The following is a 25,386-nucleotide window of genomic DNA, read 5'->3' as shown; positions in this document are numbered from 1 at the left end:
GTCTACGGCCTGCCGAAATCCGGCAGTGGCAGACTGCACCCCGTGACCGCGGCCGACGTCTTCGCACTGCACCGCACGCACCTGATCGGCGTGGCCTACCGGCTGACCGGCAGCGTCGCCGACGCCGAGGACGCGGTGCAGGAGGCGTGGCCGAAGTTCGCCAAGGCCGTGGGTCTGGACGACGCCCGCGCGTGGCTCACCACCGTCGTGAGCCGCATCTGCCTGGACCGGCTGCGGTCGGCGGCCGTGCGCCGGGAGACGTACGTGGGCTCGTGGCTGCCCGAGCCGCTGCTCACGACCGGTGAGGCGGACGACCCGCTGGCGTCGGTCGTGCAGGCGGACGGCGTGCGCATGGCCGCGCTCGTGGTGCTCGACCGGCTCACGCCCGACCAGCGCGTGGCGTTCGTGCTGCACGACGCGTTCTCCCTGCCGTTCAGCGAGATCGCCGACGTGCTCGGCGTCTCGGAGGCCTCCGCTCGCCAGCACGCCTCCCGTGCGCGCAAGGCCGTGGCCGGTGCCGAACCGCCGCCCCGCTCGGCGCTCGCCGAGCAGCAGGAGGTGCTGGAGAAGTTCCTGCACGCCATGTCGAGCGGTGACATCGACGCCGTCTTGGGCCTGCTGCACCCGCAGGCGGTCATGGTCGGCGACGGCGGCGGCAAGGCGCGCACCGCGGTCCACACGGTCACCGGCGCGGAGAAGATCGCCCGCTTCTTCTTCGGCCTCATGCGCAAGTACGGCTTCGACCGGGACGGCATGCCGGAGCTGCGGCCCACGCTCGTCAACGGCGAGCTGGGGGTGGTCATGGCCGCGACGGGCGAGGCGTCCCGGCGCGTGATCACCATGGCCGTGCACGACGGCAAGGTGCACGCGGTCTACGACATGGCGAACCCGGACAAGCTCGCCCACGTGGTGTTCTGACCGCGTTTTTTGGTCTGGACCACAACTGGTCCCTGGATCGTTTCGCCGCTTACGTTCGGACGAGTTGGCCAGCCCAAGCCCCCCTGCCGCGGGTTGCAACCACCGGAGTCCGAACATGCCCGAACACGACGAGATCCCCACCCGCCGGGCGTTCCTGGCGACCGCCACCAGCGCGGCCGCCGTGGTCGCACTGACCGCCGCCGGCACCACGACGGCGCGCAGCGCCCCTCTTCCCCTGACCCCGACCTGCGTCGATGACGACGACACCCCGTCGAACATCGAAGGCCCCTACTTCAAGCGCAACTCCCCGCAGCGCACGAACCTGCGCACGCCCGGTGTCACCGGGATCGTGCTGAGCCTCACCGGGTTCGTGTACACGATGAAGTGCGCGCCGATCCAGAACGCCCTGCTGGACTTCTGGCAGGCCGACGACCGCGGCGTGTACGACAACACGACCTTCAAGATGCGCGGCCACCAGTTCACGAACGCCTCCGGCGCCTACGTGCTGGAGACGATCATCCCGAAGGACTACCCCGGCCGGACCCCGCACATCCACGTGAAGGTGCAGGCCCGCGGCGGCCCGATCCTCACCACGCAGCTGTTCTTCCCGGACAACCTGCGGGCGTACGGGATGAACGTGGCCTGGCTGAACCGGCGCGACGCCTACCTCGACCGCGAGTGCGAGGTCGCGCTCGGGCCGCTGGTGGGCAACCGGTACACCGCCAAGTTCGACTTCGTCGTCGAAGGCTGACGATGTGGCCGCACGGGTGATCACCACCGCATCCGCAGCACCTTCCCGACGTCGCGGAGCTTCGGGATCGCGCTGACGAGCTTCAGCTGGACCCTGCCGGACCTGGGCAACGCGCCCAGGTGCGGCAGGTCCACGCTGCGCAGCGCGTCCACCGTGGTCAGTCCGGGGTGCAGCGCCTCGACCTCGCGCGGGTCGTCGACGCCCCAGTGCAACGTCGCCCCGGCGTTGCGCACGGCCGGGACGAGCCGCTGGAGCTTGATCCCCCACGTGCCGTAGACGTCGAACAGCAGCTCGCCGGTCTCGAACCGCTCGGTGACGCGCCGGACCAGCGCGTGCCCCTCGGCACGGGTGAGGTACATCGACAGGCCCTCGAACACGACGACGACCGGGCGGGCAGGCGACACGGCGTCGAGCCACCCGTCGTCGGTGACCGACCCGGCGACGAGCCGGTACTCGCCGGTCGGCACCGGCAGCAGCTTGTGCCGCAACGCCACCACGTCCGGCAGGTCGACGTCCACCCACCGCACGGTGTCGGGCCGGTCCAGCCGGTGCACGCGCGTGTCGAGGCCACACGCGAGGTGCAGGACGGTGCACGACGGGGTGCGCCGGAGGAAGTCGGCGGTCCAGTCGTCGAGCACCTTCGCCCTGATGGCGACGCCGACGGCGCTGGTGGTGGTCATGCCGGTCCTGGTGAAGTCGTAGTCGATCCGGTCGACCGCGCGGCGGGCCTCCACGTCGTGCAGCACGGAGGCCGCCCGCTCGCTGTCCAGGGCCCTGCCGTACAGCGTGGCGAGCATGGTCTCCTGCGCACCGGTGAGCGTGATCTTCTCCACGTCTCCCAGTGTGCCGGGGTCCGGCAGGCGTCCCCACCGGCGAACCCCCTTGGTCCTCGTCCTGGCCGGTGCACGGGGCAGCTCCGCGGAATGTGACACCTTTGGGTGACTGGGTCGTGGACCTGGCAGCTCATAGGGTCCAGTTCATGAGCAACGACTTCGTGCTGGACATCGACCACGAGTCGGCCGGCCTGCTGGCGGGAACGCTGCTGGCGGGCGACTCGTGCGCGGTCCCGGTGCGGCACCAGAACGTCCGCCTGCTGCTGTGCGCGCTGCCCGGCGAGGACGGGATGCGGCTCTTCCTGCGGCGCAACACCCCGAACTAGCGGTCGTAGACGGCCACGTACTCCATGAGGAGGTCGCGGGAGCGTTCGTTGTCGAGCGCCACGTCGTGCAACCGGCGGAAGGCGCACACGCACCGTTCGACGGTCGCGGTGTCGCTGGCCGTGACCCAGTTCGCCAGGTAGACGAGCGGAGGTTCATGGGCGTACTGGATGAGCGCCACGTCGGTCCCGATGGCCGCTGCCCCGCCCGCACTGGCCGGCACGACCCTGATCGACGGGGCGTGGAACAGCAGGTGCAGGACCTGGTCCTCCATCAGCCGGTTGCCGCCGACGACGGTGCGCAGCGCGTACTCGTGGATGAAGAAGACGCAGTGCGGCAGCACGCCGTCGCGCAGCAGCTCCGGCGTGGGTGCGAGCCCGAGCGCGGCCGTCAGCGCCTTCGAGTAGCACTCGGTGCGCAGCAGGACCGGGATGGTGACGCCGCTGAAGCAGGTGATCCGCGTGGCGCCCGCGGCCGCGAGCACGACGTACTGCTCACCGGCACCGTGCTGGGTCATGCCAGAACGGTAAGGGCAAGATCATGATCTCGCCGCGCGAAACGCTCGCTCTACAGGGCGAATGGTGCCCACGGGTGGCTGGTCAGGGACGGGCGACCTGCGCGAGGAAGTAGACGGCGCCGGACCGCGCGTTGCGGACGGCGAGCAGGAACGGCCGGTCGACGGTCACCACGACCGGGTCGGACGGGATCTCGAAGGACACCGTGCGGAACGTGACCGCGGTCGCCGCGGCGCCTTCGAGGCCTTCCTCGTTCAAGCGCAGCACCGCCTCGTGCACCACGTCGTCGACGAACATCCGCTCGTCCGGGGAGAGCCCGGAGAAGTCGGCCTCGCGCGTGAACATGCGCTCGACGCCGAGCCGCCGCAGCGTTCCCTTGAGGTTGAACCGCGCCCGGACGTCCACTTTGGGCAGTGAGAGCTCGAGGCGCACGTGGCTGCCCGCGGTGAGCACGGACGGGTCGAGCGGCTGGTCGAGCGAGGTGTCCGGCAGCAGGACCACGGTCTCGATCCCGGAGTCGGCGGGCAGCGCGATCGACTGCCAGCCGCCCTGGTGGGCGTAGCGGAACTTCTCGGTGACCCGCATGGTCGGCACGTCGACGTCGCCGCCGGGTGCGTGGAACGGGCGCTGCTCGGTGTCGGCCTCGGGGAACGCGTTCAGCCAGCCGGTCTTGAGGTACAGGGCGTTGACGATGATCGCGGCGGCGTCCGCGGGCGGTGGTGCGGCGAGCAGCTCGGGGATCAGGCCGCGGGTGGTCTCGGCGACGTCGGTGTTGACGAGCTTGCGCACGGTCTGCGGGTCGGAGAACGCGGTGCGGCGCACCGAGTCCGCCAGCGGGAAGGCCGGGTCGACCGTCAGGTCGTCGTCGGCCCACAGGGTGTTCGCGACGGACAGCTCCGGCACGTCGAGCGAGTCGGCGTCGGAGAAGTCCCCGAGCAGCGCGTCGAGCTCGGTGCGGGTCGGCCCTGCGGCGGCCGCGCGGGCCAGCGCGAGCGCGCTGGCCACGGAGAACGGTGACCAGCAGGCGGTCTCGGCGGGATCAGGGACGGCGACGCGGTGCAGGTTGAGTGCGAAGTCGGCCTGATCGGTCACGAAGACCCTCCTCCAAGGTGCGCGGACCCGGTGGGTACCCGTCTCCTGTTCCCCCGAAGCTACGCCGATGCGCGGTGCCAGGCCACGGCCTGCGCGTCGGTCAGCAGGGCGACCTGGTCGACCACGACGCGCAGCCGGGCCGCGTCGGTGGTGGCGGCGGCGAACACCGGGCGGAACGCGGGGTCGAGCAGTTCCGGGCGCCGCAGCAGGCGGGTGACGAGCTCGGTGATCAGCTCGCGTTGCGCGGCCTGCATGGCCAGGCGGGCCGGGTCGCTCATGACGTAGCGGACGGCCATCGCCTTGAGCAGCGCCACCTCGGCCGCGACCTGGCCGGGGACCTCCAGCGCGGCCCCGTACCTGGTCAGCGGGCCGTCGCCGTGCACGGCGCGGGTCGCGGTGACGGCGGCGCTCGCGAACCGGCCGACCAGCTCGCTGGTGAGGTTCTTCAACGCGACCTGCGCGCCGAGCGAGCCGTCGTACTCGTGTTCGGTGAAGTACGCGATCACGGGCAGCTCGACGAGCTGCTGCGCGGTGGCCTCCAGCGTGGCGACCGACTCGTCGGAGAACGTCTTCGCGGCCAGCGAGGCGATCGCGGCCCGTTCGTCGGGGCGGGCGAGCGCGGCGAGGCTGATGCGGTGGGCCAGCACGCCGTCCTCGACGTCGTGCACCGAGTACGCGACGTCGTCGGACCAGTCCATCACCTGCGCCTCGATGCACCTCGCCCGGTCCGGTGCGCCCGCGCGCATCCACTCGAACACGTCGAGGTCGTCGTCGTACGCGCCGAACTTCACCACGCCCGGCGTGCGCGGCCACGGGTACTTCGTCGCCGCGTCGAGCACCGCGCGCGTGAGGTTGAGGCCGTGCCGCGACTTGGGTTCGAGGCGGGCGAGGATGCGGAACGTCTGCGCGTTCCCCTCAAAACCACCGCACGGGCCCGCGAGCTCGTTCAGCGCCCTCTCGCCGTTGTGCCCGAACGGCGGGTGGCCGATGTCGTGCGCGAGACCGGCCGTGTCGACGATGTCCGGGTCGCAGCCGAGCTCCTCGCCGATGCCGCGGCCGATCTGGGCGACCTCCAGCGAGTGCGTCAGGCGGGTCCGCGGCACACCGGTGACCTCGGAGCCCTCACCAGGGCCGACGACCTGGGTCTTGCCGGCGAGCCTGCGCAGCGCCGCGGAGTGCAGGACGCGGGCGCGGTCGCGGGAGAACGGGGTGCGCTTTTCTGTGCGGGCCCCCGGCAGCGCGGCGCTCTTGGGTCCTTCCGCGAGCAGGCGCTCCGCGTCGTGGCCGGTGTATCCCATCACCCGATCTTAGGGAGCTTGAGCTCGTCGAACACGCCTGCGTGCGCCTTCATCAGCCGGTAGTACAGCAACGCCCCGGTCTCGCGCTTGATGTAGAACAGCTGCGCTTGGCGGGTCTGCACGTTCGGGCCGACCCTGGTCGGCGACGTCCACGCGCGCAGGCCGGCGTCCTCGGCCATCGTGCGGGCGCGCAGCGAGTGCCACGGGTCGCTGACGATCACGGCGGTCTTGAGGTCGCGCTCCTTGGCGACCGACGCGACGGCGCGCAGCGAGCCGAGCGTGTCCGCGCCCTCGCCGACCTGCAGCACCCGGTCCTCGGGAACCCCGCGCTCGACCAGCCACAGCTTGCCGACCTGGCCCTCGGTGAAGTTGTCGCCGGGCTGGCGGCCGCCGGTGGTGGCGATGTACCGGACGACGCCCTCCTGGTAGAGCCCGAGTGCGTGTCCCAGGCGGGCTTCGAGCACGTCGGAGGGCACGCCGTTGTACTGCGCGGCGCCCAGGACGATCGCCATGTCGGCCTTCGTCCAGTCGTCCACCCGCGCGACCTGCCACACGCGGACCGCCGTGCCGCCCACGACCAGCAGCCCGACGACCAGCGCACCGAAGACGAGGCGCAACACGATCCGGCGAATCCTGGCGAGTGGTCTCAGGGTGGTCGTCCGCACACCCAGCATGCTCCCAGACGGCGGGGGTCCCGCGTTGACGCCCCTGCGAGGATCTTCGTCATGCCTGCTGAGCAGCCGACCATCCTCGCGACGTCCGGGGGCTACCGCTCCGGCCGCCGGACCAACCTCGAGTTCAACAAGCTGATCCACTTCGCCCTGGAGCTGTCCGGGGTGCAGGGGCGCAAGCCGCGGTTCTGCCACGTCGGGACAGCGGGCGGCGACCAGCGGGCGATGAACGCCAACGTGGTCGAGGCCGGTGCCGTCGCCGGCGTCGAGGTGTCGGTGCTCAACCTGTTCACGATGCCGCCGACCGACGACCTGGAGTCGTTCGTGCTGGCGCAGGACGTCGTGTGGGTGGGCGGCGGTTCGGTGGCGAACCTGCTCGCGGTGTGGGAGGTGCACGGCCTCGGACCGGTGTTCCGCAAGGCGTGGGAGGCCGGTGTCGTGCTCAGCGGTGTCTCCGCGGGCTCGATCTGCTGGCACACCGGCGGCGCGACCGACTCGTTCGGACCGGACCTGCGCATCGTCACCAACGGCCTCGGCCTGCTGCCCTACGGCAACGGCGTGCACTACGACTCCGAGGAGCAGCGCCGGCCCAAGGTCCACGAGGCGGTGGCCGCGGGCGTGCTGCCGACGACCTACTGCACCGACGACGGCGCCGGGCTGCTCTACCGCGGCACCGAGCTCGTCGAGGCCGTGGCGGAACGTCCCGGCAGCGGCGCGTACGTCGTGACCAGGGACGTTTCTTCAGCAACCGCACAGGAGGAAAAGCTCGACACCCGCCTGCTGTGAGGCACACCTTGGAGGTGTGCGCCGGCTGCTGATCGTCCTCATCGCGGCGGCCGTCTACGTGGTCCCGGACGCCGCGCCCTGCTTCGCCCACGGCCAACCGATATCCGATATATCAGTTTTCCGTGGACCTGATGTACTGGATATCAGCCCGGACTCCGGAGCTACCGGCGATATATCGGATACGGGTTCGTCGGCGATATCCGATATATCAGCAGCTGACATATCGGCGGCGGTAGCTGCGGGCGGTGCGTCTGACGTCGGCGTCGCGGTGCTCGACCTGAAGACGGGTCAGCTCGTCGAGCAGCAGGGCGAGCAGCAGTTCTACTCGGCGTCGTTGTCGAAGCTGCTGCTGGCGGTGGACGCGCTCCAGCAGCCCGTGACCGACGCGGACCGCGAACTGATACATCGCGCGTTGAGCGCGAGCGACGACAGCGCGATGGACGTGCTCTGGACCAGGTTCGACGGCGTGGGCGCCATCGGTCGCGTCGCCGCGGCCGCCGGACTCACCGGCACGCACGCGCCGGACGACCCGTCGCAGTGGGGCGAGGTCGTCATCACGGCCGACGACATGGTGCGGCTCTACCGGTACGTCCTCAGCTCGCCGGTGCGCGACGCGGTCGTCACGGCTCTGTCCGCGGCGCCCGCCACCGCGGCCGACGGCTTCGACCAGGCGTTCGGCCTGCTCGGCGGCACCGGCGCGTACGCCAAGCAGGGCTGGATGTACTACCTGCCCAGCGACGTCTACCTGCACAGCGCCGGCGTGCTCGACGACCGCTACGCCGTCGCCGTCCTCACCACGAGCCCGACCGGGTCCTGGACCACCGCGCGCCAAGCCATCGACGCCGTGACCACCGCGCTGCTCGCGAAGCTCGGCGTCAACGGCTGAGCCGTTCCGGTTTCGGCCAGGACCGCTCCCCGGTGCACTCGCGCACCATCAGGTGGGCGAGCACGATCCCGTCGCGCACGGCGTGCACGTCAACCACCCGCGTCAGCGGCGCCCACCGCCGCCCCGACCCACCCGGCCCACCGTTCCCGGTCGCCCGCCCGAGCGCACAACACCCCCGGACAACGCGAAAGCGGGCCGGGCTCGACGCCCGACCCGCTCCGCGGAACCCGTGTGCGGCTCAGCAGCCGACCAGGCGCGCGGCCAGGTACGACTCCAGCTGGTCCATCGCCACCCGCTCCTGCGACATCGTGTCCCGCTCCCTCACCGTCACGGCGAGGTCGGTGAGCGTGTCGAAGTCGACCGTCACGCAGAACGGCGTGCCGATCTCGTCCTGGCGGCGGTAGCGGCGACCGATGGCACCCGCGTCGTCGAAGTCGACGTTCCAGTTGCGGCGCAGGTCCGTCGCGAGGTCACGGGCCTTCGGCGAGAGGTCGGCGTTGCGCGACAACGGCAGCACGGCGACCTTCACCGGTGCGAGCCTGCGGTCGAGCTTCAGCACGACGCGCTTGTCGACACCGCCCTTGGCGTTCGGGGCCTCGTCCTCGGTGTAGGCCTCCAGCAGGAACGCCATCATCGGCCGGCCGACACCCGCCGCGGGCTCGATGACGAACGGCTTGTAGCGCGAGTTCGTGGCCTGGTCGAAGTACGACAGGTCGACACCCGAGGCGTTGGAGTGCGTGGTGAGGTCGAAGTCGGTGCGGTTGGCGATGCCCTCGAGCTCGCCCCACTCCTGGCCGCCGAACTGGAAGCGGTACTCGATGTCGACGGTCCGCTTCGAGTAGTGCGACAGCTTCTCCTTCGGGTGCTCGTAGTGGCGCAGGTTCTCCTTCGACACACCCAGTTCCGTGTACCAGCGGGTGCGCTCGTCGATCCAGTACTGGTGCCATTCCTCGTCCGTGCCGGGCTCGACGAAGAACTCCATCTCCATCTGCTCGAACTCGCGGGTGCGGAAGATGAAGTTGCCCGGCGTGATCTCGTTGCGGAACGACTTGCCGATCTGGCCGATGCCGAACGGCGGCTTCTTGCGCGAGGTCGTCTGCACGTTCAGGAAGTTCGTGAAGATGCCCTGCGCGGTCTCCGGGCGCAGGTAGTGCAGGCCCTCCTCGGTCTCGACCGGACCGAGGTGCGTCTTGAGCAGGCCGTTGAACATCTTCGGCTCGGTGTACTTGCCGCGCACGCCGCAGTTGGGGCACGGCACGTCGGAGACGTCGCCCTCGGCGACCTCCTTGCCGGTGCGCTCGGCGTACTCCTCGGACAGGGTGTCCGCGCGGAACCGCTTGTGGCACGACTCGCACTCGATCAGCGGGTCGACGAACGCCTCGACGTGACCGGAGGCGACCCACACGTCACGCGGCAGGATGACCGACGAGTCCAGGCCGACGACGTCCTCGCGGCCGCGGACCATGAAGTTCCACCACTGGCGCTTGATGTTGTCCTTGAGCTCCACGCCCAGGGGGCCGTAGTCCCACGCCGAGCGGGTACCGCCGTAGATCTCCCCGCACGGGTAGACGAACCCCCTGCGCTTGCAGAGGCTGACAACGGTCTCGATGCGATCGGCGGCCAACTTCGAACTCCAACGGGGGAATGAGAATCGGGGGCCACAGCCTAGCCCGTCACGTCGCGCCCCGAACGGGCGACCGGAGCCTTACCCTGCACGAATGGAAGACCGGCTGCGGGAGCTGTGGGACTTCGCCGACCTCGACGGCACCGAGGCGCGGTTCCGCGCGTTCCTGGAGAACGTGCGCACCGACGACGAGCGGGCGGAGGTGCTGACCCAGCTCGCCCGCGCCGAGGGTTTGCGGGAGAACTTCGCCGCAGGTCACGCGCTCGTCGACGAGGCGGAGGCGCTGATCGCGCCCGACTCCACCGGCCGTGTGCGGGTGCTGCTCGAACGCGGCCGGCTGCACCGCTCCGCCGGTGACCCGCAGGCGGCGCAACCGCTGTTCGTGGCGGCGTTCATCCTCGCCAAGACCCGCGGTGACCTGTCGCTGGCCGTGGACGCCGCGCACATGGCGTCGCTGGTCGACGACCCGGAGAAGTGGACGAAGCAGGGCCTGGAGCTGGTCGGGGGCAACCCGGAGCTGGGCCGCTGGCTGGGTCCGCTGCACAACAACCTGGGCTGGTACTACTTCGAGAACGGCCGCTTCGACGAGGCGCTGGAGGCGTTCGAGAAGACGCCGGAGGCGTACGCGGAGAGCGGCAAGGCCAAGACGCTGCACGCGCTGGGCCGCACCGAGGAGGCCGCGGCGGCGGCGCGCAGGGCGCTGGAGCTGCTCCCCCACGACTCGCACGACGAGTGGGTCGAGGAGATGCGGGCTATCGCCGAGGCGTAGCCGGGCCCGCCGCCTCGCCCAGCCGCACCGTGAATGCGTCCTCGGCAAGCAGGCTCGTGTGCTCCTCGACCGCGCCGCCGGTGCTGGTCAGCGTCGGCTCGTACATCGCGGGCTCGTCGGTCAACGCCTCGGACAGCAACGGCACCACGTGCTCGCGCACCGGGAACGGCGACATCGCCCGCCGGTAGGCGACCACGGACTCGAACTCCACCGTGAGCACCCAGCGGTCGTCCTCGTCGGTGGACCGCGCCAGCGCGCCCCTGAGACATCCCGGCTGGGCGGTCAGGAGCTCGAGGGCGCGTCTCACCCGCGCGGTGAACGCCTCTGGGTCGGACACGCGGAACCGGCACACGAGCAGCACGGTGCAAGGATGGCACGGTGAACTCCAAGCGCCCTCTCCTGCCCGGCGACGGTCCGCTCGCCCGCGTGCGCCCGGCGGTGGCGTTCCTCGCCGTGCTCGCCCTGTTCGTCACGGGTGTCTTGGTCGGCGGCACGGTCGGCGCGGTGCTGCTGGGCGTCCTGATCGTCGGTGCCGTCGCCCTCCTGGCCGCCACCTGGAAGGTTCTTTCCCCAGCTCACCGCACGTTGCGCGTGGTGGTCCTGCTGGTACTCGTCCTCATCGCACTAGAATTGGTTCTGAAAATCCCTACCAGGTGAGGTGTGCCGCCATGACCGTCCAGCTGCACGGCGAGCACTCCCCCGAACGCGCGGCCCCCGCACCGCTGCCACCGCGCTCCGCGCAGACCCTGGCCGCGGCCGGCGACCTGCTCCGCGCACTCGCCGCTCCCGTGCGCATCGCCATCGTGCTCCAACTGCAGGAACACGACCGTTGCGTGCACGAGCTGGTCGAGGCGCTGGGCGTCGCGCAGCCGCTCATCAGCCAGCACCTGCGCGTGCTCAAGTCAGCGGGCGTGGTGCACGGCGAACGGCATGGCCGCGAGGTCGTCTATCGGCTCGTGGACGAACACCTGGCGCACATAGTGGTAGACGCTGTGACGCACGTCGAGGAGAAGTTGTGACCGGACTCAGGTCCACCAAGCAGCGCACGGCCGTCTCGAACCTGCTCGACCAGCTCGACGACTTCCGCAGCGCCCAGGAACTGCACGAGGAGCTCCGCCGCCGCGGCGAGGGCATCGGCCTGACCACGGTCTACCGCACCCTGCAGTCGCTGGCCGACGCGGGCCAGGTCGACGTGCTGCGCACGGACACCGGCGAGGCCATCTACCGCCGCTGCTCCGCCCACCACCACCATCACCTGGTGTGCCGCCACTGCGGCCGCACCGTCGAGGTCGAGGGCCCCGCGGTCGAGAAGTGGGCGGACCGGGTGGCGGCGGAGAACGGCTTCTCGGAGGTCTCGCACACCGTCGAGATCTTCGGGACGTGCGCGGAGTGCACCGCCAAGGGCCTCAAGTAGCCCACCGGCCCAGCGCACGCGGGGACCTTTCGTACCGTTGTGGGGTACGAAAGGTCCCCGCGTGCACTCGGGAACGGCCGCTCAGCTCTCGTAGGGCTCGGCCGACTCGGCCACCGGCTTAGTGCACGCGGGGAGCTTTCGTACCGTTGTGGGGTACGAAGGGTCCCCGCGTGCACGCGGGAACGGACGGTCAGGACTCGTAGGGTTCGGCAGGTTCGGCGACCGGGTCGGACGACTCCACGGTGAAGCTCGGCACCCACGACGTCTGCTCCGACGCCGACTTCGGCACCACCTGGCCGGTCACCTCGACCCACTGCTCGTCGGGCAGCGCCGGCACGTCGCCGAGCAGCTTCACCTTGAGCGGGCGGGCGTCGGCGGCGCAGCACGAGATCGCGATGCGGGCCACGTACGTCGAGCCCTCCGCGCGGGTCAGGAAGCCGGTGAGCTTGACCTTGCGGCCGTCGAGCGTGCCGGACTCGTCCCACGCCGTGCGGGTGATGAACTCGGTCATCGACAGCGGGATGACGTCACCGGAGGGCAGCTCGCCGAGCAGGTTGCGGGCGCGCTGCGTCTGGTTGGTGTCGGCGGCAGAGCCCACGACGTCACCGCCCAGCGCGGGGGGCGAGATCAGGAACACGGCGAGCACCGGCAGCAGCAACAGCCACGTCGAACGCGACGAGTGCTCGTGACCGAGTTCGGCGTGGTCGTGGTCCGCGGCCTCGACCGGCCTGGCCGCGCGGATGTCGCGGACGATCGCGAACAGCGCCAGGCCGATCATGATCACGCCGCCCGCGATCAGCAGGGGCAACAGGCCCGGCTTCACGTAGCGCAGGTACAGGCCCGAGAAACTGATCTTCAGCAGTGCACCGCCGAGCAGGACCAGCAGGATGTTCTGGGTTTCCCGCCTCACAGCAGCACCACCCCGGTCAGGACCGCGCACAAGATCGCCACCACGAAGGTGGCGGGTGCGAAGCGGAAGGCGAAGGACCTGCCGAACGCACCCGCCTGCAGGGCGATCAGCTTCACGTCGACGGCGGGGCCGACGACCAGGAACACCAGGCGCGGCAGCAGCGGCAGTGCGGAGAACGCGACGGCCACGAACGCGTCGGCCTCCGAGCACAGCGCCAGCACGACCGCCAGGACCGCCATGACCAGCACGCCCAGCACGATCTGGCCGCCGATGGTCTCCATCCAGGCCACTGGCACGAACGTCTTGAACGCCGCCGCGAACAGGCCGCCGAGCACGAGGAACCCGCCGGCGTCGACCAGGTCGTGCCGCGCGCTCTCGGCGAAAACGGTCCACCTGTTGGCGCCGGTGTTGTCCTTCATGCGGGCCAGCGCCCGTTCCGCGATCCACTCGGCCTTGCCGAAGCGGACCCACAGCCAGCCCATGACCATCGCCGTGAGCAGCGAGCCGGCGAACCGCGCGACGACCATCATCGGGGTGTCGTTGAACGCCACCGCCGTCGAGACCAGCACGATCGGGTTCACGGCGGGGGCCGCGAGCAGGAACGTCAGCGCCACCGCGGGTGCCACGCCCTGCTGCATGAGCCGCCGCGCCACCGGCACCGACGCGCACTCGCAGCCCGGCAGCGCCACGCCCGCGACACCCGCGACCGGGACCGCCAGCGCCGTCTTCGACGGCAGCGCCCTGCGCAGCACCGAGGCCGGGACGAACGCCGCGATCGCGCCCGAGATCAGCACGCCCAGCACCAGGAACGGCATGGCCTGCACGCAGATGGCGACGAACACCGTCGAGGCGGTGCGCAGCTTCGGCACGTCGAGCAGGTCGACGAGCCGGGACTGGAAGAGCAGTGCGAGGACGAGCACCCCGCACAGCACCTCCAACGACGTGATCTTCAGCCGAGGCGGGCCGGAGCGGCGCTTCGGCGAGCGGATCTCGCCGGTGATCGTCATTCCGCGTCCAGCAGCCTGCGGTAGGTGCGCTCCATGCCCGCGCGGACCTCCTCGGGCGAGGGCGGCTCCGCGAACTCGGCCTCCTCCTCGACGAGCTCCTCGTCGTCGAAGTCGACCGCGGTGCCGTTGACGGTGTCGTCCTCGGCCTCGTCCTCCTCGGCCGCGGCTTCACGCAGGTCCTCGATCGTCGCGATGACGTCGGCCGCACTCAGCGCCGGCAGCATCGGCGCGACGACGGCCAGCACGCCGCCCTCGGTGTCGTCGAGCGCCACGGCCTCGGCCAGCGCCACCGCGTGGTCGCGCTCGTAGGGCCCGCAGATGAAGGAGTCCCACTCCTCCCCGCCGGACGGCTCGAACGTCACCGTCCACGGGAACTCGTTGACCTCGGAGTCCTCTTCCGGCTCGTAAATGATCACGCCACCCATGGAAGGGGTTCCTTTCTGAAAAGCTAGGAGAAGCGGGACAGCAGCTCGCCGCGCACCTGCGACGCGGTCGAGACGACGAGCATGAGCAGCGTGCTCAGCGGCTCGGGCTTGAGCCCGTCCGCCGGGAACGCGTACCGCAGCATCACGTCGACACCGCGCTGGGACGCGATCACGCCGAGCGTGCCGAAGAGGCCCTGACCAGCGCGTTCCGCCACCCAGACGGCGGCGTCGGCCGGCAGGTCCCACGCGACGACGCACGTCAGCGAGAGAACGGTCAGGCCGTCGGCCAGCTCCATGCCCTGCACCGCGCACGGCACGTCGCCGTGACGGAAGCTGAGCGCGCCGTCGTCGTCGACCGCGACGTCGTGGAACAGCTCCAGCGCCTTGCGGGCGGACTCCAGGGCGTCACCTGTCGCGTTCACGAGACCTCCGAGTCGGGCTTGTCGACCGCACCACCGAAGCGCCGGTCGCGCTCGGCGAACTTCTCGCAGGCGCGCCACAGGTCGCGGCGGTCGAAGTCGGGCCAGAGGATGTCCTGGAACACCAGCTCGGCGTACGCGGACTGCCAGAGCATGAAGTTCGAGGTGCGCTGCTCGCCGGACGGCCGGATGAACAGGTCCACGTCCGGCATCTCGGGCTGGTACAGGTAGCGGGCGAGGGTCTTCTCGTCGACCTTCTCCGGGTTGAGCTGCCCGGCGGCGACCAGCCGCGCGATCTCGCGGGCGGCGTCACCGATCTCGGCGCGGCCACCGTAGTTGATGCACATCGCGAGGTTCAGCCGGTCGTTGTCGCGGGTGCGCTCCTCCGCGACCTCCAGCTCCTTGATGACGCTGCGCCACAACCGCGGCCGGCGCCCCGCCCAGCGCACCCGCACGCCCAGCTCGTCGAGCTCGTCGGTGCGGTGGTGGATCACGTCGCGGGAGAAGCCCATCAGGAAGCGGACCTCTTCCGGGCTGCGGCGCCAGTTCTCCGTGGAGAAGGCGTACAACGACAGCCACTTCACACCCATCTCGATCGCGCCCTTGGCGACCTCGACGACGACCTGCTCACCGCGCTTGTGGCCCTCGACCCTGGACAGGCCGCGCTGGTTGGCCCAGCGGCCGTTGCCGTCCATGACGATCGCGATGTGCTTGGGCACGAACTCGGCCGGGATCGCCGGGGGCACAGCGCCGGACGGGTGCGGCTCCGGCGGGCGCGGCACGCGCTTCTCAGCCTCGGCACGACGTCGACGCAGCATTGGACCAGGCATCCTCTCGGGCGAAAACCGTTGTCGGTAGGCGCCACATTAGCCTTCGTCGGCACGGGCCTTGCGCTCGACCAACGGCAACGACCGCAGCTGCCGCTCCAGGTGCCACTGCAGGTGCGCCGCGACCAGCCCACTCGCGTCACGGCGGGCCAGGTGCGGAATCCCGTCGACCACGTCCCACTGCCCGTGCAGCAACGCGGACAGCAACGACAGCGTGTCGCTCGACGGCGACGCGGACCCCGGCGGACGGCAGTTCGGGCACACCGACCCACCGGCCTGGACGCTGAACGCGCGGTGCGGACCGGGGTCACCGCACTTCGCGCACTCGTTGACCGCGGGCGCCCACCCGGCGAACGACATCGCCCGCATCAGGAACGCGTCCAGGACCAGCGACGGATCGCGCTCAGCCGCCGCCAACGCCCGCAGCGCGCCCGCGACCAGCAGGTACAGCCGCACGGCCGGTTCGCCCTCTTCGGCGGTGAGGCGGTCGGCGGTCTCCAGCACCGCGCACGCGGCCGTGTAGCGCTGGTAGTCGTCCACGATGCCCACGCCGAACGCGTCGAGCGTCTGCACCTGCGTGACGATGTCGAGCGAACGGCCGGGGTGGAACTGCGCGTCGACGTGGCAGAACGGCTCCAGCCGCGCGCCGAACTTCGACGTCGTGCGGCGCACGCCCTTGGCCACGGCGCGCAGCTTGCCGTGCCGCTGGGTCAGGAAGGTGATGATCCGGTCCGCTTCACCGAGCTTCTGCACGCGCAGCACGATCCCGGTGTCGCGGTACAGGTTCGCCATCAGAAGCCCAGGCGGCGCAACTGCTTCGGGTCGCGCTGCCAGTCCTTGGCGATCTTGATGTGCAGGTCCAGGTACACGCGGGTGCCCAGCAGCGCCTCGATCTGCTTGCGCGCGGCCGTGCCGACCTGCTTGAGCCGCTCACCCCGGTGCCCCAGGATGATCGCCTTCTGCGACGGCCGCTCCACGAACACGAACGCGTGGATGTCGATCAGGTCGTCGCGGCCCTCGCGCGGCAGCATCTCCTCGACCACCACGGCGATGGAGTGCGGCAGCTCGTCGCGCACGCCCTCCAGCGCGGCCTCGCGGATCAGCTCGCCGACCAGCGTCTGCTCCGGCTCGTCGGTCAGGTCGCCGTCCGGGTACAGCGGCGGGCCCTCCGGCAGCTTGCCCAGCAGCAGGTCACCGAGCTTGTCGACCTGGAAGCCGTCGACCGCCGACACCGGGATGATCTCGGCGAACTCCATGACCTTCTGCAACGCGAGCAGCTGCTCCACCACCTGCTGCTGCGACACCAGGTCGGTCTTGGTGACGATGCCGACCACCGGCGTGCGCTTCGCGACCTTCTCCAGCTCGGCGGCGATGAACTTGTCGCCCGGCCCGACCTTCTGGTCGGCCGGCACGCAGAAGCCGACCACGTCGACCTCCGACCACGTCTCGCGCACCAGGTCGTTCAGGCGCTGACCCAGCAACGTGCGCGGCCGGTGCAACCCCGGCGTGTCCACCAGCACCAGCTGGCCGTCCTCGCGGTGCACGATGCCGCGGATCGTGTGCCGGGTCGTCTGCGGCTTGCTCGACGTGATGGCGACCTTCGTGCCCACCAGCGCGTTCGTCAGCGTCGACTTCCCTGCGTTCGGGCGGCCGACGAAGCACGCGAACCCGGAGCGGTAACCATCCATCCCGCCATTGTCCCTGGGACCGGCAACGGGGTTGTCGCCGGTCCCAGGATCTGCTATTCCACGCCGCACACGACCGTCAGGACCAGGCCTTCTGGTGCACCGCGCTGTCGTTGCCGGTCACGAAGGCGTCGATGCGGTTCGGGCCCCACGACACCGCGGCGGCACCGGACGACAGCACCCCGCCGTGCCACTCCCACGCGTGCCAGACCGTGTCGAACGCCTTGTGGTAGAGCGAGTTGTCCGTGCCGCGGGCGAACACGTCGAGCCGGCCGGGCGCCCACGACGCGACACCCGGTGCCTGGTCGATGCCCCCGCCCAGCGACTCCCACGACCCCCACACGCCGTTGTCGGCCCACGTGTGGTGCAGCGAGCTGTCGGCGCCCTTCGCGAACACGTCGACCCGGTTCGCGTCCCACGACACCGCCGCTGGCGTCGAGGCCAGGTCGCCGCCCAGCGCGGTCCAGCCCGACCAGGTGCCGTCGGCGAAGCTCTTCACGTGCAGACCGGTGTCCCCGGCGCCGCCGCGGCCGACGGTGAACAGGTCGAGCCGGCCGGGACCGCGCGACGAGATCGCCGCGCCGTAGCGGTACGTGCCGGTGTCGAGCGTCTCCCACGGGCGCCACACGCCGTCGTAGACCAGCCGCTGCACCCCGCCCGCGGCGTCACCGGCCACCACGTCGATGCGGCCGGGACCCCACGCCACCGCGGACGGCGAGGTCGTGAGGTACCCGCCGAGCGACTCCCAGTCGTGCCAACGGCCGTTCTCGTACACCCGGTGCCGCAACGCGTAGTCGGTGCCCACGGCGAACACGTCGAGCCGGCCGGGACCCCACGTCGTGACGGCGGGCGTGCCGTACACCTGCCCGCCGTGCCCGGTCCAGTCGCTCCAGGCCGCGTGCGCCACCGGCCCGGACAGGAACAGCGTGCCCGCGGCGATCGCGAGCACGCTGAACAAAGCGGTCAAACGTCTCATCCGCACTTCCCCCTCGTACCAGGCGGGCTCCCCCGCCCACGGGGTCAGCGCACCACGTCCGCGACCTCTCCGGCCGAAGTTGCACGAAAAACCGGCGCAGTTGCCGCGAGATCCCGCACCGCCGCCACGGACGCCTCGTCCAGACCGCCCGCGTCGGTCACCACGACCGCCGCCTCCAAGCCCTCCGCACCGCTCGACACCGCAGCCGCGACGGCCGCCTGCAGCGCGGTGAGCCGCAACGACGGCAACGACACCGTGGACGCGTTGTAGGTGCGCCCGTCCAGGTCGCGGACCGCGGCACCCTCCGCCGCACCGTTGCGCGCACGCACCGACCGCGCGAGCGTGACGAGCTTCGCGTCCTCGGCACCCAGGCCGTCGACACCGGCGTCAGTCATCCTTCTCCTCCTGGTTGGGCAGCGGGCGCACCAGCACCGTGGTGACCCTGATGCGGCCGCGTTCGTCCTTGCCGCCCTCCGCCCGCATGCGCAGACCGGCGATCTCCGCCTCCGTGCCGGGCAGCGGCACCCGGCCCAGGCGCTGCGCGAGCAGGCCGCCGACGGTCTCCACCTCGTGGTCGTCGAGCTCGGTGCCGAACAACGCGTCCAGGTCGTCGACCGGCAGCCGCGCGCTCACCCGCACCGTCCCGTCGGGCAGGTGCTCCACCGGCGGACGGTCGTCGGTGTCGGACTCGTCGGTGATCTCGCCGACGATCTCCTCGAGGATGTCCTCGATCGTCAGCAGCCCCGCCGTGCCGCCGTACTCGTCGACCACGATCGCCATGTGCCGCCGCGACAGCTGCATCTCCCGCAGCAGGTCCGCGATCGGCTTCGTGTCCGGGATGAAGCTCACCGGCCGCATCAGCTCGGCGACGTGCTCGGGGTTCTCGTCCTCCGCGAGCGTCGCCCGCATCAGGTCCTTGAGGTTCACCACGCCCAGGATGTCGTCGACGCTCTCCCCGATCACCGGCACGCGGGTGTAGCCGGTGCGCAACGACAGCGCGAGCGCCTGCCGCAGCGACTTGGCCTGCTCGATCCACACGATCTCGGTGCGCGGCACCATGATCTCGCGGGCGATCGTGTCACCCAGCTCGAACACCGAGTGGATCATCTCCCGCTCGCCCTCGTCGACCACACCGCGCTCCTGCGCCATGTCGACGAGCTCGCGCAGCTCCACCTCGGAGGAGAACGGGCCCTCGCGGAACCCCTTGCCCGGCGTGATCGCGTTGCCGATCAGGATCAGCAGCTTCGACAACGGCCCCAGCACCCGGCCGAGCTGGCGGACCGTGCCCGCCGCGGCCAAGCTCACGCCGTACGGGTGCTGACGGCCGATCGTGCGCGGCCCGACACCCACCAGCACGTACGACACGACCAGCATGCTCAGGCACGAGTACAGCGCCGCGAGCCAGTCCTCCTCGACGTACTGCAGGAACACGCCCGTGACCAGCACCGTCGCGGACAGCTCGCAGAACAGCCGCAGCAGCAGCAACAGGTTGACGTGCCGCGGCCGGTCGTTGAGCACCTGCAACAGCTGGCCGGTCCCCCACCGGCCCTGCCGTTGCAGTGCTTCCACCCGCGCACTCGACACGGTGCCCAGCGCGGCGTCAGCACACGCGAACAGGCCCGCGGCGAGCACGAGGACGACGGCCAGCAGCAGGAGACCGGCAGGGCTCTCGCTCATTCTCAGTCTCTCTTGGCGCGATCAGTCTTCTTCGGGGTGCTGCAGCGGCTTCTGCTCGTCGAGACCGACGGCGCCGAGCACCTTGTCATCCGCACTGCGCTGGTGCGCGGCCCGCTCGGCCTCGTCCCGCGCCGCGCGGAAGTCCGCGAGGATGCGGTTCTGCAACGTGAACATCTCACGTTCCTCGGCCGGCTCGGCGTGGTCGTAGCCGAGCAGGTGCAGCACGCCGTGCACGGTCAGCAGGTGCAGCTCGTCCAGCAGGCCGTGGCCCGCCTTCTTGGCCTGGTCCTTGGCGAACGCCGGACACAGCACGATGTCCCCGAGCAGCGCGGGACCGAGCCCCGCCGCGTCGGGCCTGCGGGCCGAGTCCAGCTCGTCCATGGGGAAGGCCATGACGTCCGTGGGACCGGGCAGGTCCATCCAGCGCTCGTGCAGGTCGGCCATGACGTCCAGCTCGACGAGCAGGACGGACAGCTCGGCCAGCGGGCTCACGCCCATGCGGTCCAGCGCGAAGCGGGCGGCGGAGACGATGGAACCCTCGTCGACCCCGACGCCCGACTCGTTGGCGATCTCGATGCTCACGGCGCCTATCGTCCCCGCCGCTGGTTCCCCCGCCGTGCACCGGGTCCCTGGTGCCGCCCGTTCTGGTCCAGCGCGTCCTGGTCGACCTGCCACTTCTCGTACGCGTCGACGATGTCGCCGACCAGGCGGTGGCGCACCACGTCCTGGCTGGTCAGCACGGAGAAGTGCACGTCGTCGACGCCGTCGAGGATCTCCTGGACGACCCTCAGACCACTGCGCTGGCCGCCGGGGAGGTCGACCTGGGTGATGTCACCGGTCACGACGACCTTGGAGCCGAAGCCCAGGCGGGTGAGGAACATCTTCATCTGCTCGGGCGTCGTGTTCTGCGCCTCGTCGAGGATGATGAACGCGTCGTTGAGCGTGTTGTGGGTGAGCAGGTGGTCCTCGGTCACGTACAGGGAGTCCTGCGCCGCGACCTGGATGCAGACCGTCTCGGTGCGACCGGCGGGCTCGATGCTGTCGATGAAGCGCATCGGACGCCCACCGCCACCGGCGGCGCGGTACTTCTCCCGCTTGCGCTCGAGCCGGAACGGCTCGATGCCCGCGGGCAGCCGGATGTCCAGGACGTAGGCGTCGTGGCGGTACCCGACCTCACGGCCCTTGGCCATGCCGGGCTTGCGGCCGGCTGCGGGACGGCACCGCCAGTAGGCGACACCGCCCAGTGAACGCACCAGACCGACCACGTCGTCCCGCAGGCGGGGCGAGGTGGTCACGTACTGGATGCGGCAGGTCCGTTCGGCCTGGGTGACCGGACCGCCGTCGGAGTCGAGCAAGCCCTGCAGAACGGCCAGCCGCACGTCCGCGCTGTTGTGGAGGTAGACCTCCGGTACGAACTTGGTGTGCGAGCGCGTGCCGTTCAGCCCGAGCTCGCGCATGACCTTCGTCACCGGGTTCGCGATGGTGACCACGTCGCCGGGCTGCCGGACGCGCTTGAGCGTGTAGTCGACCCGGTTCTTCCGGACCACCGCGACCTCGGGTTCCAATGCCACCTGGAGGGCGAGGGCGAGAGCCGGGTCGGCCGTCGAGAACGCCGGCGTCGTCGCGCCCGTGAGGCACCCGTCGCCGATGAGCAGGCCGAGCGCGTACGCGTCCATCGGCACTTCGCGTTCCGGCAGGCACACCGGCGCGCTGAGCATCGGCAGCTCATACCGGCGTGCGTGCGCGGCACGGAGGTTGCCGATCATCTCCTTCGTCTGGAGCACCCGCCACGGCTTGTCGCGGCGGCGGTCGGACGCCGTGCGGACCGTCCACAGGTGCTCACCGCACGCGAGGGTGGACGAACCGTCCTGGGCCGTGACCCGGTAGACGTCCTTCTCCCCCTGCGGGTAGACGCCCAGCACCGGCGTCGGCTCACCGTTCGAGCCGATGACCAGGTCACCGACCTGGAGCGACCCGATCGGCCGGAAGCCCTCCGGGGTCAGCACCGGGGTGAAGATCGGCTGGGCGCGGCCGCGCATGTAGGCGAGGGGTGCGACCTCGATCGTGCCCGCCTGCGTGAGGCGCGGGATCGACTCCGGGTCGACCATGTCGTGCAGCGCGTCGTAGAGCGGGCGCAGGTACGGGTCGATCTTCTCGTACAGGGTGCCGGGCAGGTAGCCGAGGCGTTCGCCGGCCTCGACGGCCGGGCGGGTCAGGATGATGCGGTTGACCTGCTTGGCCTGCAGGGCCTGGACGGCCTTGGCCATGGCGAGGTAGGTCTTGCCGGTGCCCGCGGGGCCGATGCCGAACACGATCGTGTTCTTGTCGATGGCGTCGACGTAGTGCTTCTGGTTCAGCGTCTTCGGCCGGATGGTGCGGCCGCGGCGGCTGATGATGTCGAGGCTCAGGACCTCGGCGGGCGACTCGTCCGTGTTCGCGCTCAGCATGGCGACGGTGCGGCGGACGGTGTTGGTGTCGACGGCCTGGCCGCGGCTCGCGAGGGTGACGAGCTCGGTGAACACGCGTTCCGCGAAGGCGACGTCGGCGGGGGCGCCGGAGAGGGTGATCTCGTTCCCGCGCACGTGGACGTCGGCGTCGAGCAGTTCCTCGGCGAGCCGGAGGTTCTCGTCGCGCGACCCCAGCAGGCTGAGCACCGCACCGTCGGGCACGGCGAACCGGGACTGACCTTCCTTGTTGCTCTGCTGTGTTTCTTCGGCCACGAGGCCCCGGCCTGCTTCCTGTCGCTCGGATCTGATGGCCACGATGCTAGTCCGGCCGAAAATGAGTGGCTACCGGATTGCTCACCGTGTGTGCTCACCGGTTGTGGAGATCCGCAGGCTGACCGTCGCCGACGTACCCGACTGCATGAAGCTCATCACGGACCGGGGTTGGGCCTGGACGCCCGAGCAGTGGGAGCTGATGCTCGCGCTGGGGCCGGCGTGGGGCGCGTTCGACGAGACCGGGTTGCTCGGCACCGCGGTGACGACGCCGTACCCGCAGATGCAGGCCATCAGCGGTGTGCTGGTGGGTTCGTGGGCGGGACGCAGGGGCATCGGCACTCAGCTCATGACCAATGTGTTGGACATCAGTCCTTCGGTGCTGTTCGCGACGGCCATGGGTGAGCCGCTGTACGCGCGGCTCGGCTTTCACCCCGTCGGGGCAACGGTCGAGTTCCAGGGCGAGCTCGCCGGTCCCGCGAGCGGGAGGACGCGGCCGGCGACGCCCGCGGACCTGCCTGTGCTCGTCGCGCTGGACGAGGAGGTGAGCGGGTTCACGCGACCGTTGCTGTGGGAGCGGCTGCTCGACCCGGCGTCGCCGTACCGGGTGCTGATGTCGGCGGAGGGTGTCGTCGCGACGCGGCCGAACCCGGCCGGGGAGACCGTGGGGCCGCTGATCGCGCCGTCGGCCGAGGTCGCGTGCGCGATGCTCGTGGACGTGGCCGCCGGTGCGGGCCGGGTCCGCGTGGACACCGGTGACGCCGAGGTGGCGGCCTTCCTGCGGGGACGGGGGTTCGAGCAGGGTGGCGGCGGGTGCACGTTGATGGTGTGCGGTGCCGACGACGTGCCGAGTGACCGGTCGCGCTACTTCGCCCCCGCTTCGCACGCACTCGGGTGACGCGGGGACTCGACGGGAACCGCCGCGCTTGCACACGGGCGAGCTGACCACGCCGATATCCGATATATCGCGAGCTCGACGACCTCGGTACGAAGGTCGTCGAGCTCGAGCAAGCACGGTCTGAGGTGGTGGGGCAAGGCCACCCGGGTGGAAGGCCCCTCGTCAGAGGCGTTTGCCGCCGAGCAGGTGCAGGTGGGCGTGGAAGACCTCCTGCCCGCCGTCGGTCCCGGTGTTGAACTGCAGCCGGTAGCCGCTCTCCGCGACGCCCTCGGCCTCGGCGACCTCCTTCGCGGCGGCGAAGAGGTCGCCGAGCTGGTCGCGGTCGAGTGCCACGGCGTGCGGGACGTGCTCGCGCGGGATCAGCAGCACGTGCACGGGTGCCTTGGGGTGGATGTCGCGGAACGCCAGCGTCGTCGCGGTCTCGTGCACGACGGTCGCCGGGATCTCGCCTTGGACGATGCTGCAGAACAAACAGGCCATGCGCTCACACGCTAGCGGGGTTCAGCGGAACAGGGCGGCCAGCTGGTCGTCGACCGCCTCGGTCATCTCCTCGGCGGTGAGCTCGTCGGGCCCGAGCTGGTGGTGGACGTTGAGCCCGTCGACCAGCGCGATGAACCGCCGGGCCGCCTTCAACGGCACCACGCCGGCGCGCAGCTCGCCTGCTTCCGCCGCGGCGGCGAACACGCGCGCGACCTCGTTGTACAGCTCGCGCGTGCCGTAGCGCTCCAGCTCGCGCAGCGACGGTTCCACCAGTGCCCGCGGCAGGAACGACAGCAGCACCGCCGCCTCGACCCGCCGGTCCTCGTCCAGCGCGAGCATCTCGTGGGCGATCGCCGCCACGCGCTCGCGGTTGCCGAGCGCGGGGTCGATCTGCTCGAACCGGGCGAGGAACCGCCGGTAGGCGAGCTCCATCGCGAAGCCCAGCAGCGAGTCCTGCGTCGGGAAGTAGTGGCGCAGCGACCCGCTGGACCACCCGGACTCGGCCGCTACGGCCCGCACGGAGGCGTGGTCGATCCCGTCGCGCCGCACGATGCGCCAGACGGCCTCGGCCAGCTCGCGGCGGCGTTCCTCGTGGTCGACAACCTTCGGCACCGGCCCTTTCTAGCAGCCGCGCGCCAGCCGGACGACCGCCTCCTCGCACCGCTGCCAGGACGCCGTGCCGGGGGTGATCACGTCCATGTGCCCGGCGCCCTCGACGACGACGAGCTCCGCCTGCGGCTCCACGGCGCAGAACCCGGTGCTCTGCTCGACGGGCACGTCCTCGTCGCGGTCGCCGTGCACGCACACCACCGGTTTGCCGATCGGCACCAGCGCGGCCGGTGACGCCTCGGCGAACTGCTCCTCGGTGCACAGCTCCAGCGCCCGTGCGGTGATGTGCCGGGTGAAGTCGAGGACCGCGGCCTGCGCGACCGCGCCGACGACCCGGTCGCTGTGCTTGGCGGCCCACACGGCGAGGTGTCCCCCGGCGCTGTGCCCCAATGTCACGACGGGCCCGATGTCGACGGCATCAATGGCGGCCAGCACGTCCTGTCCGGTTACCGGCCACCCACCGCCACCGCCGACGCGCCGATATTCGACGTTCCACACGGTGAATCCGCGCCGCACGAGCACATCGGCAAGTGGCCGCCCCAACTCGAGCCCGTACCGCTGATGCCAAAAACCACCGTGGATGACGACAACAGCACCCTCCGCAGTCCCTGCAGGAACGTAAAGCTCACCGAACTGACTGGGGTGGTCACCGTAAGCAATCCGCTGCACACACCCGAACCTACGCCAATCACCGGAACGGCAAGGCCGCCGCCAGCGAAGAGGGAAACGAGCCGGAAAGGGCAGGCGGGAAGGCCCAAAAAGAGCAGGTGAGGGTGAGGAGGGACGGCAGAGGAGGGGCAGCAGATGAGGGCAGCAGGCACCTGGTCCGGGGGTCCGGGGGCGAAGCCACCCGGCTGGGGTTTGGGGGCTCGGCC

General features: G+C 70.7%; 31 protein-coding genes and 3 pseudogenes. 10 read left to right on the top strand and 24 right to left on the bottom strand.

Going from position 1 to position 25,386, the window contains the following annotated elements; translation table 11 throughout:
• Positions 1 to 33: 33 nt before the first annotated feature.
• Both ACZ7CD_RS34085 and ACZ7CD_RS34080 read left to right on the top strand, forming a co-directional pair.
• The gene (locus ACZ7CD_RS34085; RefSeq protein ID WP_458434465.1) at positions 34 to 918 is read left to right on the top strand and encodes a sigma-70 family RNA polymerase sigma factor; all 885 of its coding nucleotides are present in this window, start codon (positions 34 to 36) and stop codon (positions 916 to 918) included.
• Positions 919 to 1,033: 115 nt separating this feature from the next.
• Positions 1,034 to 1,669, top strand: coding sequence for a dioxygenase family protein (locus ACZ7CD_RS34080; protein WP_360397188.1), 636 nt, complete (start codon positions 1,034 to 1,036; stop codon positions 1,667 to 1,669).
• A gap of 20 nt (positions 1,670 to 1,689) precedes the next feature.
• Here the strand turns inward: ACZ7CD_RS34080 and ACZ7CD_RS34075 are convergent, their stop codons facing one another.
• Positions 1,690 to 2,502 (bottom strand): class I SAM-dependent methyltransferase, encoded by an 813-nt coding sequence (locus ACZ7CD_RS34075; protein ID WP_360397187.1) that lies wholly within the window; start codon positions 2,500 to 2,502, stop codon positions 1,690 to 1,692.
• Between the two features lie 146 nt (positions 2,503 to 2,648).
• Here ACZ7CD_RS34075 and ACZ7CD_RS34070 point away from each other — a divergent pair, with 146 nt between their 5' ends.
• On the top strand, positions 2,649 to 2,828 hold the full coding sequence (locus ACZ7CD_RS34070) for a hypothetical protein (protein WP_030472123.1): 180 nt from the start codon (positions 2,649 to 2,651) through the stop codon (positions 2,826 to 2,828).
• On the opposite strand, the gene ACZ7CD_RS34065 is transcribed toward ACZ7CD_RS34070, so the two are convergent.
• The 4 genes from ACZ7CD_RS34065 to ACZ7CD_RS34050 all read right to left on the bottom strand — a co-directional run bounded on the left by ACZ7CD_RS34065 (position 2,825) and on the right by ACZ7CD_RS34050 (position 6,405).
• Positions 2,825 to 3,343 (bottom strand): Scr1 family TA system antitoxin-like transcriptional regulator, encoded by a 519-nt coding sequence (locus tag ACZ7CD_RS34065; protein WP_360397186.1) that lies wholly within the window; start codon positions 3,341 to 3,343, stop codon positions 2,825 to 2,827. The two genes, ACZ7CD_RS34070 and ACZ7CD_RS34065, sit on opposite strands and share 4 nt — an antisense overlap.
• 82 nt (positions 3,344 to 3,425) lie before the next feature.
• Positions 3,426 to 4,433: a serpin family protein gene (locus ACZ7CD_RS34060; RefSeq protein WP_470380529.1), complete on the bottom strand. Its 1,008-nt coding sequence runs from the start codon at positions 4,431 to 4,433 to the stop codon at positions 3,426 to 3,428.
• A gap of 59 nt (positions 4,434 to 4,492) precedes the next feature.
• Positions 4,493 to 5,731 carry a deoxyguanosinetriphosphate triphosphohydrolase gene (locus ACZ7CD_RS34055; RefSeq protein WP_360397184.1) on the bottom strand — a complete coding sequence of 413 codons (1,239 nt, stop codon included), beginning with the start codon at positions 5,729 to 5,731 and terminating at the stop codon, positions 4,493 to 4,495.
• Positions 5,731 to 6,405 carry a YdcF family protein gene (locus ACZ7CD_RS34050; RefSeq protein WP_360397183.1) on the bottom strand — a complete coding sequence of 225 codons (675 nt, stop codon included), beginning with the start codon at positions 6,403 to 6,405 and terminating at the stop codon, positions 5,731 to 5,733. The genes ACZ7CD_RS34055 and ACZ7CD_RS34050 overlap by 1 nt, the downstream gene beginning before the upstream one ends.
• Before the next feature lie 51 nt (positions 6,406 to 6,456).
• Between ACZ7CD_RS34050 and ACZ7CD_RS34045 the strand changes: the two genes are divergently transcribed.
• Both ACZ7CD_RS34045 and ACZ7CD_RS34040 read left to right on the top strand, forming a co-directional pair.
• Entirely contained in the window at positions 6,457 to 7,188 is a 732-nt protein-coding gene (locus ACZ7CD_RS34045) for a Type 1 glutamine amidotransferase-like domain-containing protein (protein WP_360397182.1), read from the top strand.
• A 268-nt stretch (positions 7,189 to 7,456) separates the two neighbouring features.
• Positions 7,457 to 8,074: a serine hydrolase gene (locus ACZ7CD_RS34040; RefSeq protein WP_470380528.1), complete on the top strand. Its 618-nt coding sequence runs from the start codon at positions 7,457 to 7,459 to the stop codon at positions 8,072 to 8,074.
• A gap of 238 nt (positions 8,075 to 8,312) precedes the next feature.
• Here ACZ7CD_RS34040 and ACZ7CD_RS34035 read toward each other — a convergent pair whose 3' ends face one another.
• Positions 8,313 to 9,698, bottom strand: coding sequence for a glycine--tRNA ligase (locus tag ACZ7CD_RS34035; RefSeq protein WP_360397180.1), 1,386 nt, complete (start codon positions 9,696 to 9,698; stop codon positions 8,313 to 8,315).
• Positions 9,699 to 9,792: 94 nt separating this feature from the next.
• Between ACZ7CD_RS34035 and ACZ7CD_RS34030 the strand changes: the two genes are divergently transcribed.
• Complete coding sequence (locus ACZ7CD_RS34030; protein ID WP_360397179.1) at positions 9,793 to 10,467, top strand: tetratricopeptide repeat protein; 675 nt, start codon at positions 9,793 to 9,795, stop codon at positions 10,465 to 10,467.
• Here the strand turns inward: ACZ7CD_RS34030 and ACZ7CD_RS34025 are convergent.
• The gene (locus ACZ7CD_RS34025; RefSeq protein ID WP_470380527.1) at positions 10,451 to 10,828 is read right to left on the bottom strand and encodes an antibiotic biosynthesis monooxygenase family protein; all 378 of its coding nucleotides are present in this window, start codon (positions 10,826 to 10,828) and stop codon (positions 10,451 to 10,453) included. The two genes, ACZ7CD_RS34030 and ACZ7CD_RS34025, sit on opposite strands and share 17 nt — an antisense overlap.
• 17 nt (positions 10,829 to 10,845) lie before the next feature.
• Between ACZ7CD_RS34025 and ACZ7CD_RS34020 the strand changes: the two genes are divergently transcribed.
• The 3 genes from ACZ7CD_RS34020 to ACZ7CD_RS34010 are packed head-to-tail and all read left to right on the top strand — an operon-like array spanning position 10,846 to position 11,881.
• Positions 10,846 to 11,124, top strand: coding sequence for a hypothetical protein (locus ACZ7CD_RS34020; protein WP_360397177.1), 279 nt, complete (start codon positions 10,846 to 10,848; stop codon positions 11,122 to 11,124).
• An 11-nt stretch (positions 11,125 to 11,135) separates the two neighbouring features.
• Positions 11,136 to 11,486 (top strand): ArsR/SmtB family transcription factor, encoded by a 351-nt coding sequence (locus ACZ7CD_RS34015; protein WP_065913762.1) that lies wholly within the window; start codon positions 11,136 to 11,138, stop codon positions 11,484 to 11,486.
• Positions 11,483 to 11,881, top strand: a complete 399-nt coding sequence (locus tag ACZ7CD_RS34010) for a Fur family transcriptional regulator (RefSeq protein ID WP_360397176.1) — start codon at positions 11,483 to 11,485, stop codon at positions 11,879 to 11,881. The genes ACZ7CD_RS34015 and ACZ7CD_RS34010 overlap by 4 nt, the downstream gene beginning before the upstream one ends.
• Before the next feature lie 190 nt (positions 11,882 to 12,071).
• Here ACZ7CD_RS34010 and ACZ7CD_RS34005 read toward each other — a convergent pair whose 3' ends face one another.
• The 14 genes and pseudogenes from ACZ7CD_RS34005 to ACZ7CD_RS33940 form a co-directional block, all read right to left on the bottom strand.
• Positions 12,072 to 12,791: a TIGR03943 family putative permease subunit gene (locus ACZ7CD_RS34005; RefSeq protein WP_360397175.1), complete on the bottom strand. Its 720-nt coding sequence runs from the start codon at positions 12,789 to 12,791 to the stop codon at positions 12,072 to 12,074.
• On the bottom strand, positions 12,788 to 13,798 hold the full coding sequence (locus ACZ7CD_RS34000) for a permease (protein ID WP_458433862.1): 1,011 nt from the start codon (positions 13,796 to 13,798) through the stop codon (positions 12,788 to 12,790). Before ACZ7CD_RS34000 ends, ACZ7CD_RS34005 begins: the two co-directional genes overlap by 4 nt.
• Positions 13,795 to 14,214, bottom strand: coding sequence for a hypothetical protein (locus ACZ7CD_RS33995; RefSeq protein ID WP_458433863.1), 420 nt, complete (start codon positions 14,212 to 14,214; stop codon positions 13,795 to 13,797). The genes ACZ7CD_RS34000 and ACZ7CD_RS33995 overlap by 4 nt, the downstream gene beginning before the upstream one ends.
• 32 nt (positions 14,215 to 14,246) lie before the next feature.
• The gene (locus ACZ7CD_RS33990) at positions 14,247 to 14,645 is read right to left on the bottom strand and encodes a YbjN domain-containing protein (protein ID WP_360397172.1); all 399 of its coding nucleotides are present in this window, start codon (positions 14,643 to 14,645) and stop codon (positions 14,247 to 14,249) included.
• A complete protein-coding gene (locus ACZ7CD_RS33985) occupies positions 14,642 to 15,460 on the bottom strand; it encodes an isoprenyl transferase (RefSeq protein WP_360397171.1) in 819 nt (272 codons plus the stop codon). The genes ACZ7CD_RS33990 and ACZ7CD_RS33985 overlap by 4 nt, the downstream gene beginning before the upstream one ends.
• Positions 15,461 to 15,508: 48 nt before the next feature.
• Positions 15,509 to 16,261, bottom strand: a complete 753-nt coding sequence (gene recO / locus ACZ7CD_RS33980) for a DNA repair protein RecO (RefSeq protein WP_360397170.1) — start codon at positions 16,259 to 16,261, stop codon at positions 15,509 to 15,511.
• Positions 16,261 to 17,157, bottom strand: coding sequence for a GTPase Era (era, locus tag ACZ7CD_RS33975; RefSeq protein WP_360397169.1), 897 nt, complete (start codon positions 17,155 to 17,157; stop codon positions 16,261 to 16,263). The genes recO and era overlap by 1 nt, the downstream gene beginning before the upstream one ends.
• A gap of 76 nt (positions 17,158 to 17,233) precedes the next feature.
• Positions 17,234 to 18,130 carry a PLL family lectin gene (locus ACZ7CD_RS33970; RefSeq protein WP_360397168.1) on the bottom strand — a complete coding sequence of 299 codons (897 nt, stop codon included), beginning with the start codon at positions 18,128 to 18,130 and terminating at the stop codon, positions 17,234 to 17,236.
• A gap of 44 nt (positions 18,131 to 18,174) precedes the next feature.
• Positions 18,175 to 18,525, bottom strand: a complete 351-nt coding sequence (locus ACZ7CD_RS33965; RefSeq protein ID WP_360397167.1) for a cytidine deaminase — start codon at positions 18,523 to 18,525, stop codon at positions 18,175 to 18,177.
• Positions 18,518 to 19,807: a hemolysin family protein gene (locus ACZ7CD_RS33960; protein WP_360397166.1), complete on the bottom strand. Its 1,290-nt coding sequence runs from the start codon at positions 19,805 to 19,807 to the stop codon at positions 18,518 to 18,520. The genes ACZ7CD_RS33965 and ACZ7CD_RS33960 overlap by 8 nt, the downstream gene beginning before the upstream one ends.
• A gap of 21 nt (positions 19,808 to 19,828) precedes the next feature.
• Positions 19,829 to 20,389 carry an rRNA maturation RNase YbeY gene (gene ybeY / locus ACZ7CD_RS33955; protein WP_360397165.1) on the bottom strand — a complete coding sequence of 187 codons (561 nt, stop codon included), beginning with the start codon at positions 20,387 to 20,389 and terminating at the stop codon, positions 19,829 to 19,831.
• Positions 20,390 to 20,394: 5 nt separating this feature from the next.
• A pseudogene (locus ACZ7CD_RS33950) lies at positions 20,395 to 20,751 on the bottom strand (PhoH family protein); the annotation flags it as partial.
• A gap of 282 nt (positions 20,752 to 21,033) precedes the next feature.
• Positions 21,034 to 21,264, bottom strand: a pseudogene (locus ACZ7CD_RS33945) (LAGLIDADG family homing endonuclease); the annotation flags it as partial.
• A 570-nt stretch (positions 21,265 to 21,834) separates the two neighbouring features.
• A pseudogene (locus ACZ7CD_RS33940) lies at positions 21,835 to 22,527 on the bottom strand (PhoH family protein); the annotation flags it as partial.
• A gap of 103 nt (positions 22,528 to 22,630) precedes the next feature.
• Between ACZ7CD_RS33940 and ACZ7CD_RS33935 the strand changes: the two are divergent.
• The gene (locus tag ACZ7CD_RS33935) at positions 22,631 to 23,422 is read left to right on the top strand and encodes a GNAT family N-acetyltransferase (protein ID WP_470380526.1); all 792 of its coding nucleotides are present in this window, start codon (positions 22,631 to 22,633) and stop codon (positions 23,420 to 23,422) included.
• A gap of 162 nt (positions 23,423 to 23,584) precedes the next feature.
• Here the strand turns inward: ACZ7CD_RS33935 and ACZ7CD_RS33930 are convergent, their stop codons facing one another.
• Genes ACZ7CD_RS33930 through ACZ7CD_RS33920 form a run of 3 tightly spaced genes read right to left on the bottom strand, consistent with a single transcriptional unit; the run spans position 23,585 to position 25,180 of the window.
• Entirely contained in the window at positions 23,585 to 23,902 is a 318-nt protein-coding gene (locus tag ACZ7CD_RS33930; RefSeq protein WP_458433869.1) for an HIT domain-containing protein, read from the bottom strand.
• A 21-nt stretch (positions 23,903 to 23,923) separates the two neighbouring features.
• A complete protein-coding gene (locus ACZ7CD_RS33925) occupies positions 23,924 to 24,514 on the bottom strand; it encodes a TetR/AcrR family transcriptional regulator (protein WP_360397161.1) in 591 nt (196 codons plus the stop codon).
• A 9-nt stretch (positions 24,515 to 24,523) separates the two neighbouring features.
• Complete coding sequence (locus tag ACZ7CD_RS33920) at positions 24,524 to 25,180, bottom strand: alpha/beta hydrolase family protein (RefSeq protein ID WP_470380525.1); 657 nt, start codon at positions 25,178 to 25,180, stop codon at positions 24,524 to 24,526.
• Between the last annotated feature and the right edge of the window lie 206 nt (positions 25,181 to 25,386).

The sequence above is a fragment of the Lentzea sp. NPDC036949 genome, assembly GCF_055608075.1.
This window is presented reverse-complemented; position numbering and strand designations above follow the sequence as displayed.

Coding starts and splice junctions, on each gene's coding strand:
- ACZ7CD_RS34000 (WP_458433862.1), bottom strand. CDS start 13,798: ATGACGATCACCGGCGAGATCCGCTCGCCGAAGCGCCGCTCCGGCCCG.
- ACZ7CD_RS34015 (WP_065913762.1), top strand. CDS start 11,136: ATGACCGTCCAGCTGCACGGCGAGCACTCCCCCGAACGCGCGGCCCCC.
- ACZ7CD_RS34055 (WP_360397184.1), bottom strand. CDS start 5,731: ATGGGATACACCGGCCACGACGCGGAGCGCCTGCTCGCGGAAGGACCC.
- recO (WP_360397170.1), bottom strand. CDS start 16,261: ATGGCGAACCTGTACCGCGACACCGGGATCGTGCTGCGCGTGCAGAAG.
- ACZ7CD_RS33965 (WP_360397167.1), bottom strand. CDS start 18,525: ATGACTGACGCCGGTGTCGACGGCCTGGGTGCCGAGGACGCGAAGCTC.
- ACZ7CD_RS34070 (WP_030472123.1), top strand. CDS start 2,649: ATGAGCAACGACTTCGTGCTGGACATCGACCACGAGTCGGCCGGCCTG.
- ACZ7CD_RS33985 (WP_360397171.1), bottom strand. CDS start 15,460: ATGCTGCGTCGACGTCGTGCCGAGGCTGAGAAGCGCGTGCCGCGCCCG.
- ACZ7CD_RS33970 (WP_360397168.1), bottom strand. CDS start 18,130: ATGAGACGTTTGACCGCTTTGTTCAGCGTGCTCGCGATCGCCGCGGGC.
- ACZ7CD_RS34065 (WP_360397186.1), bottom strand. CDS start 3,343: ATGACCCAGCACGGTGCCGGTGAGCAGTACGTCGTGCTCGCGGCCGCG.
- ACZ7CD_RS33960 (WP_360397166.1), bottom strand. CDS start 19,807: ATGAGCGAGAGCCCTGCCGGTCTCCTGCTGCTGGCCGTCGTCCTCGTG.
- ACZ7CD_RS34030 (WP_360397179.1), top strand. CDS start 9,793: ATGGAAGACCGGCTGCGGGAGCTGTGGGACTTCGCCGACCTCGACGGC.
- ACZ7CD_RS34045 (WP_360397182.1), top strand. CDS start 6,457: ATGCCTGCTGAGCAGCCGACCATCCTCGCGACGTCCGGGGGCTACCGC.
- ACZ7CD_RS34050 (WP_360397183.1), bottom strand. CDS start 6,405: ATGCTGGGTGTGCGGACGACCACCCTGAGACCACTCGCCAGGATTCGC.
- ACZ7CD_RS33930 (WP_458433869.1), bottom strand. CDS start 23,902: ATGGCCTGTTTGTTCTGCAGCATCGTCCAAGGCGAGATCCCGGCGACC.
- era (WP_360397169.1), bottom strand. CDS start 17,157: ATGGATGGTTACCGCTCCGGGTTCGCGTGCTTCGTCGGCCGCCCGAAC.
- ACZ7CD_RS34080 (WP_360397188.1), top strand. CDS start 1,034: ATGCCCGAACACGACGAGATCCCCACCCGCCGGGCGTTCCTGGCGACC.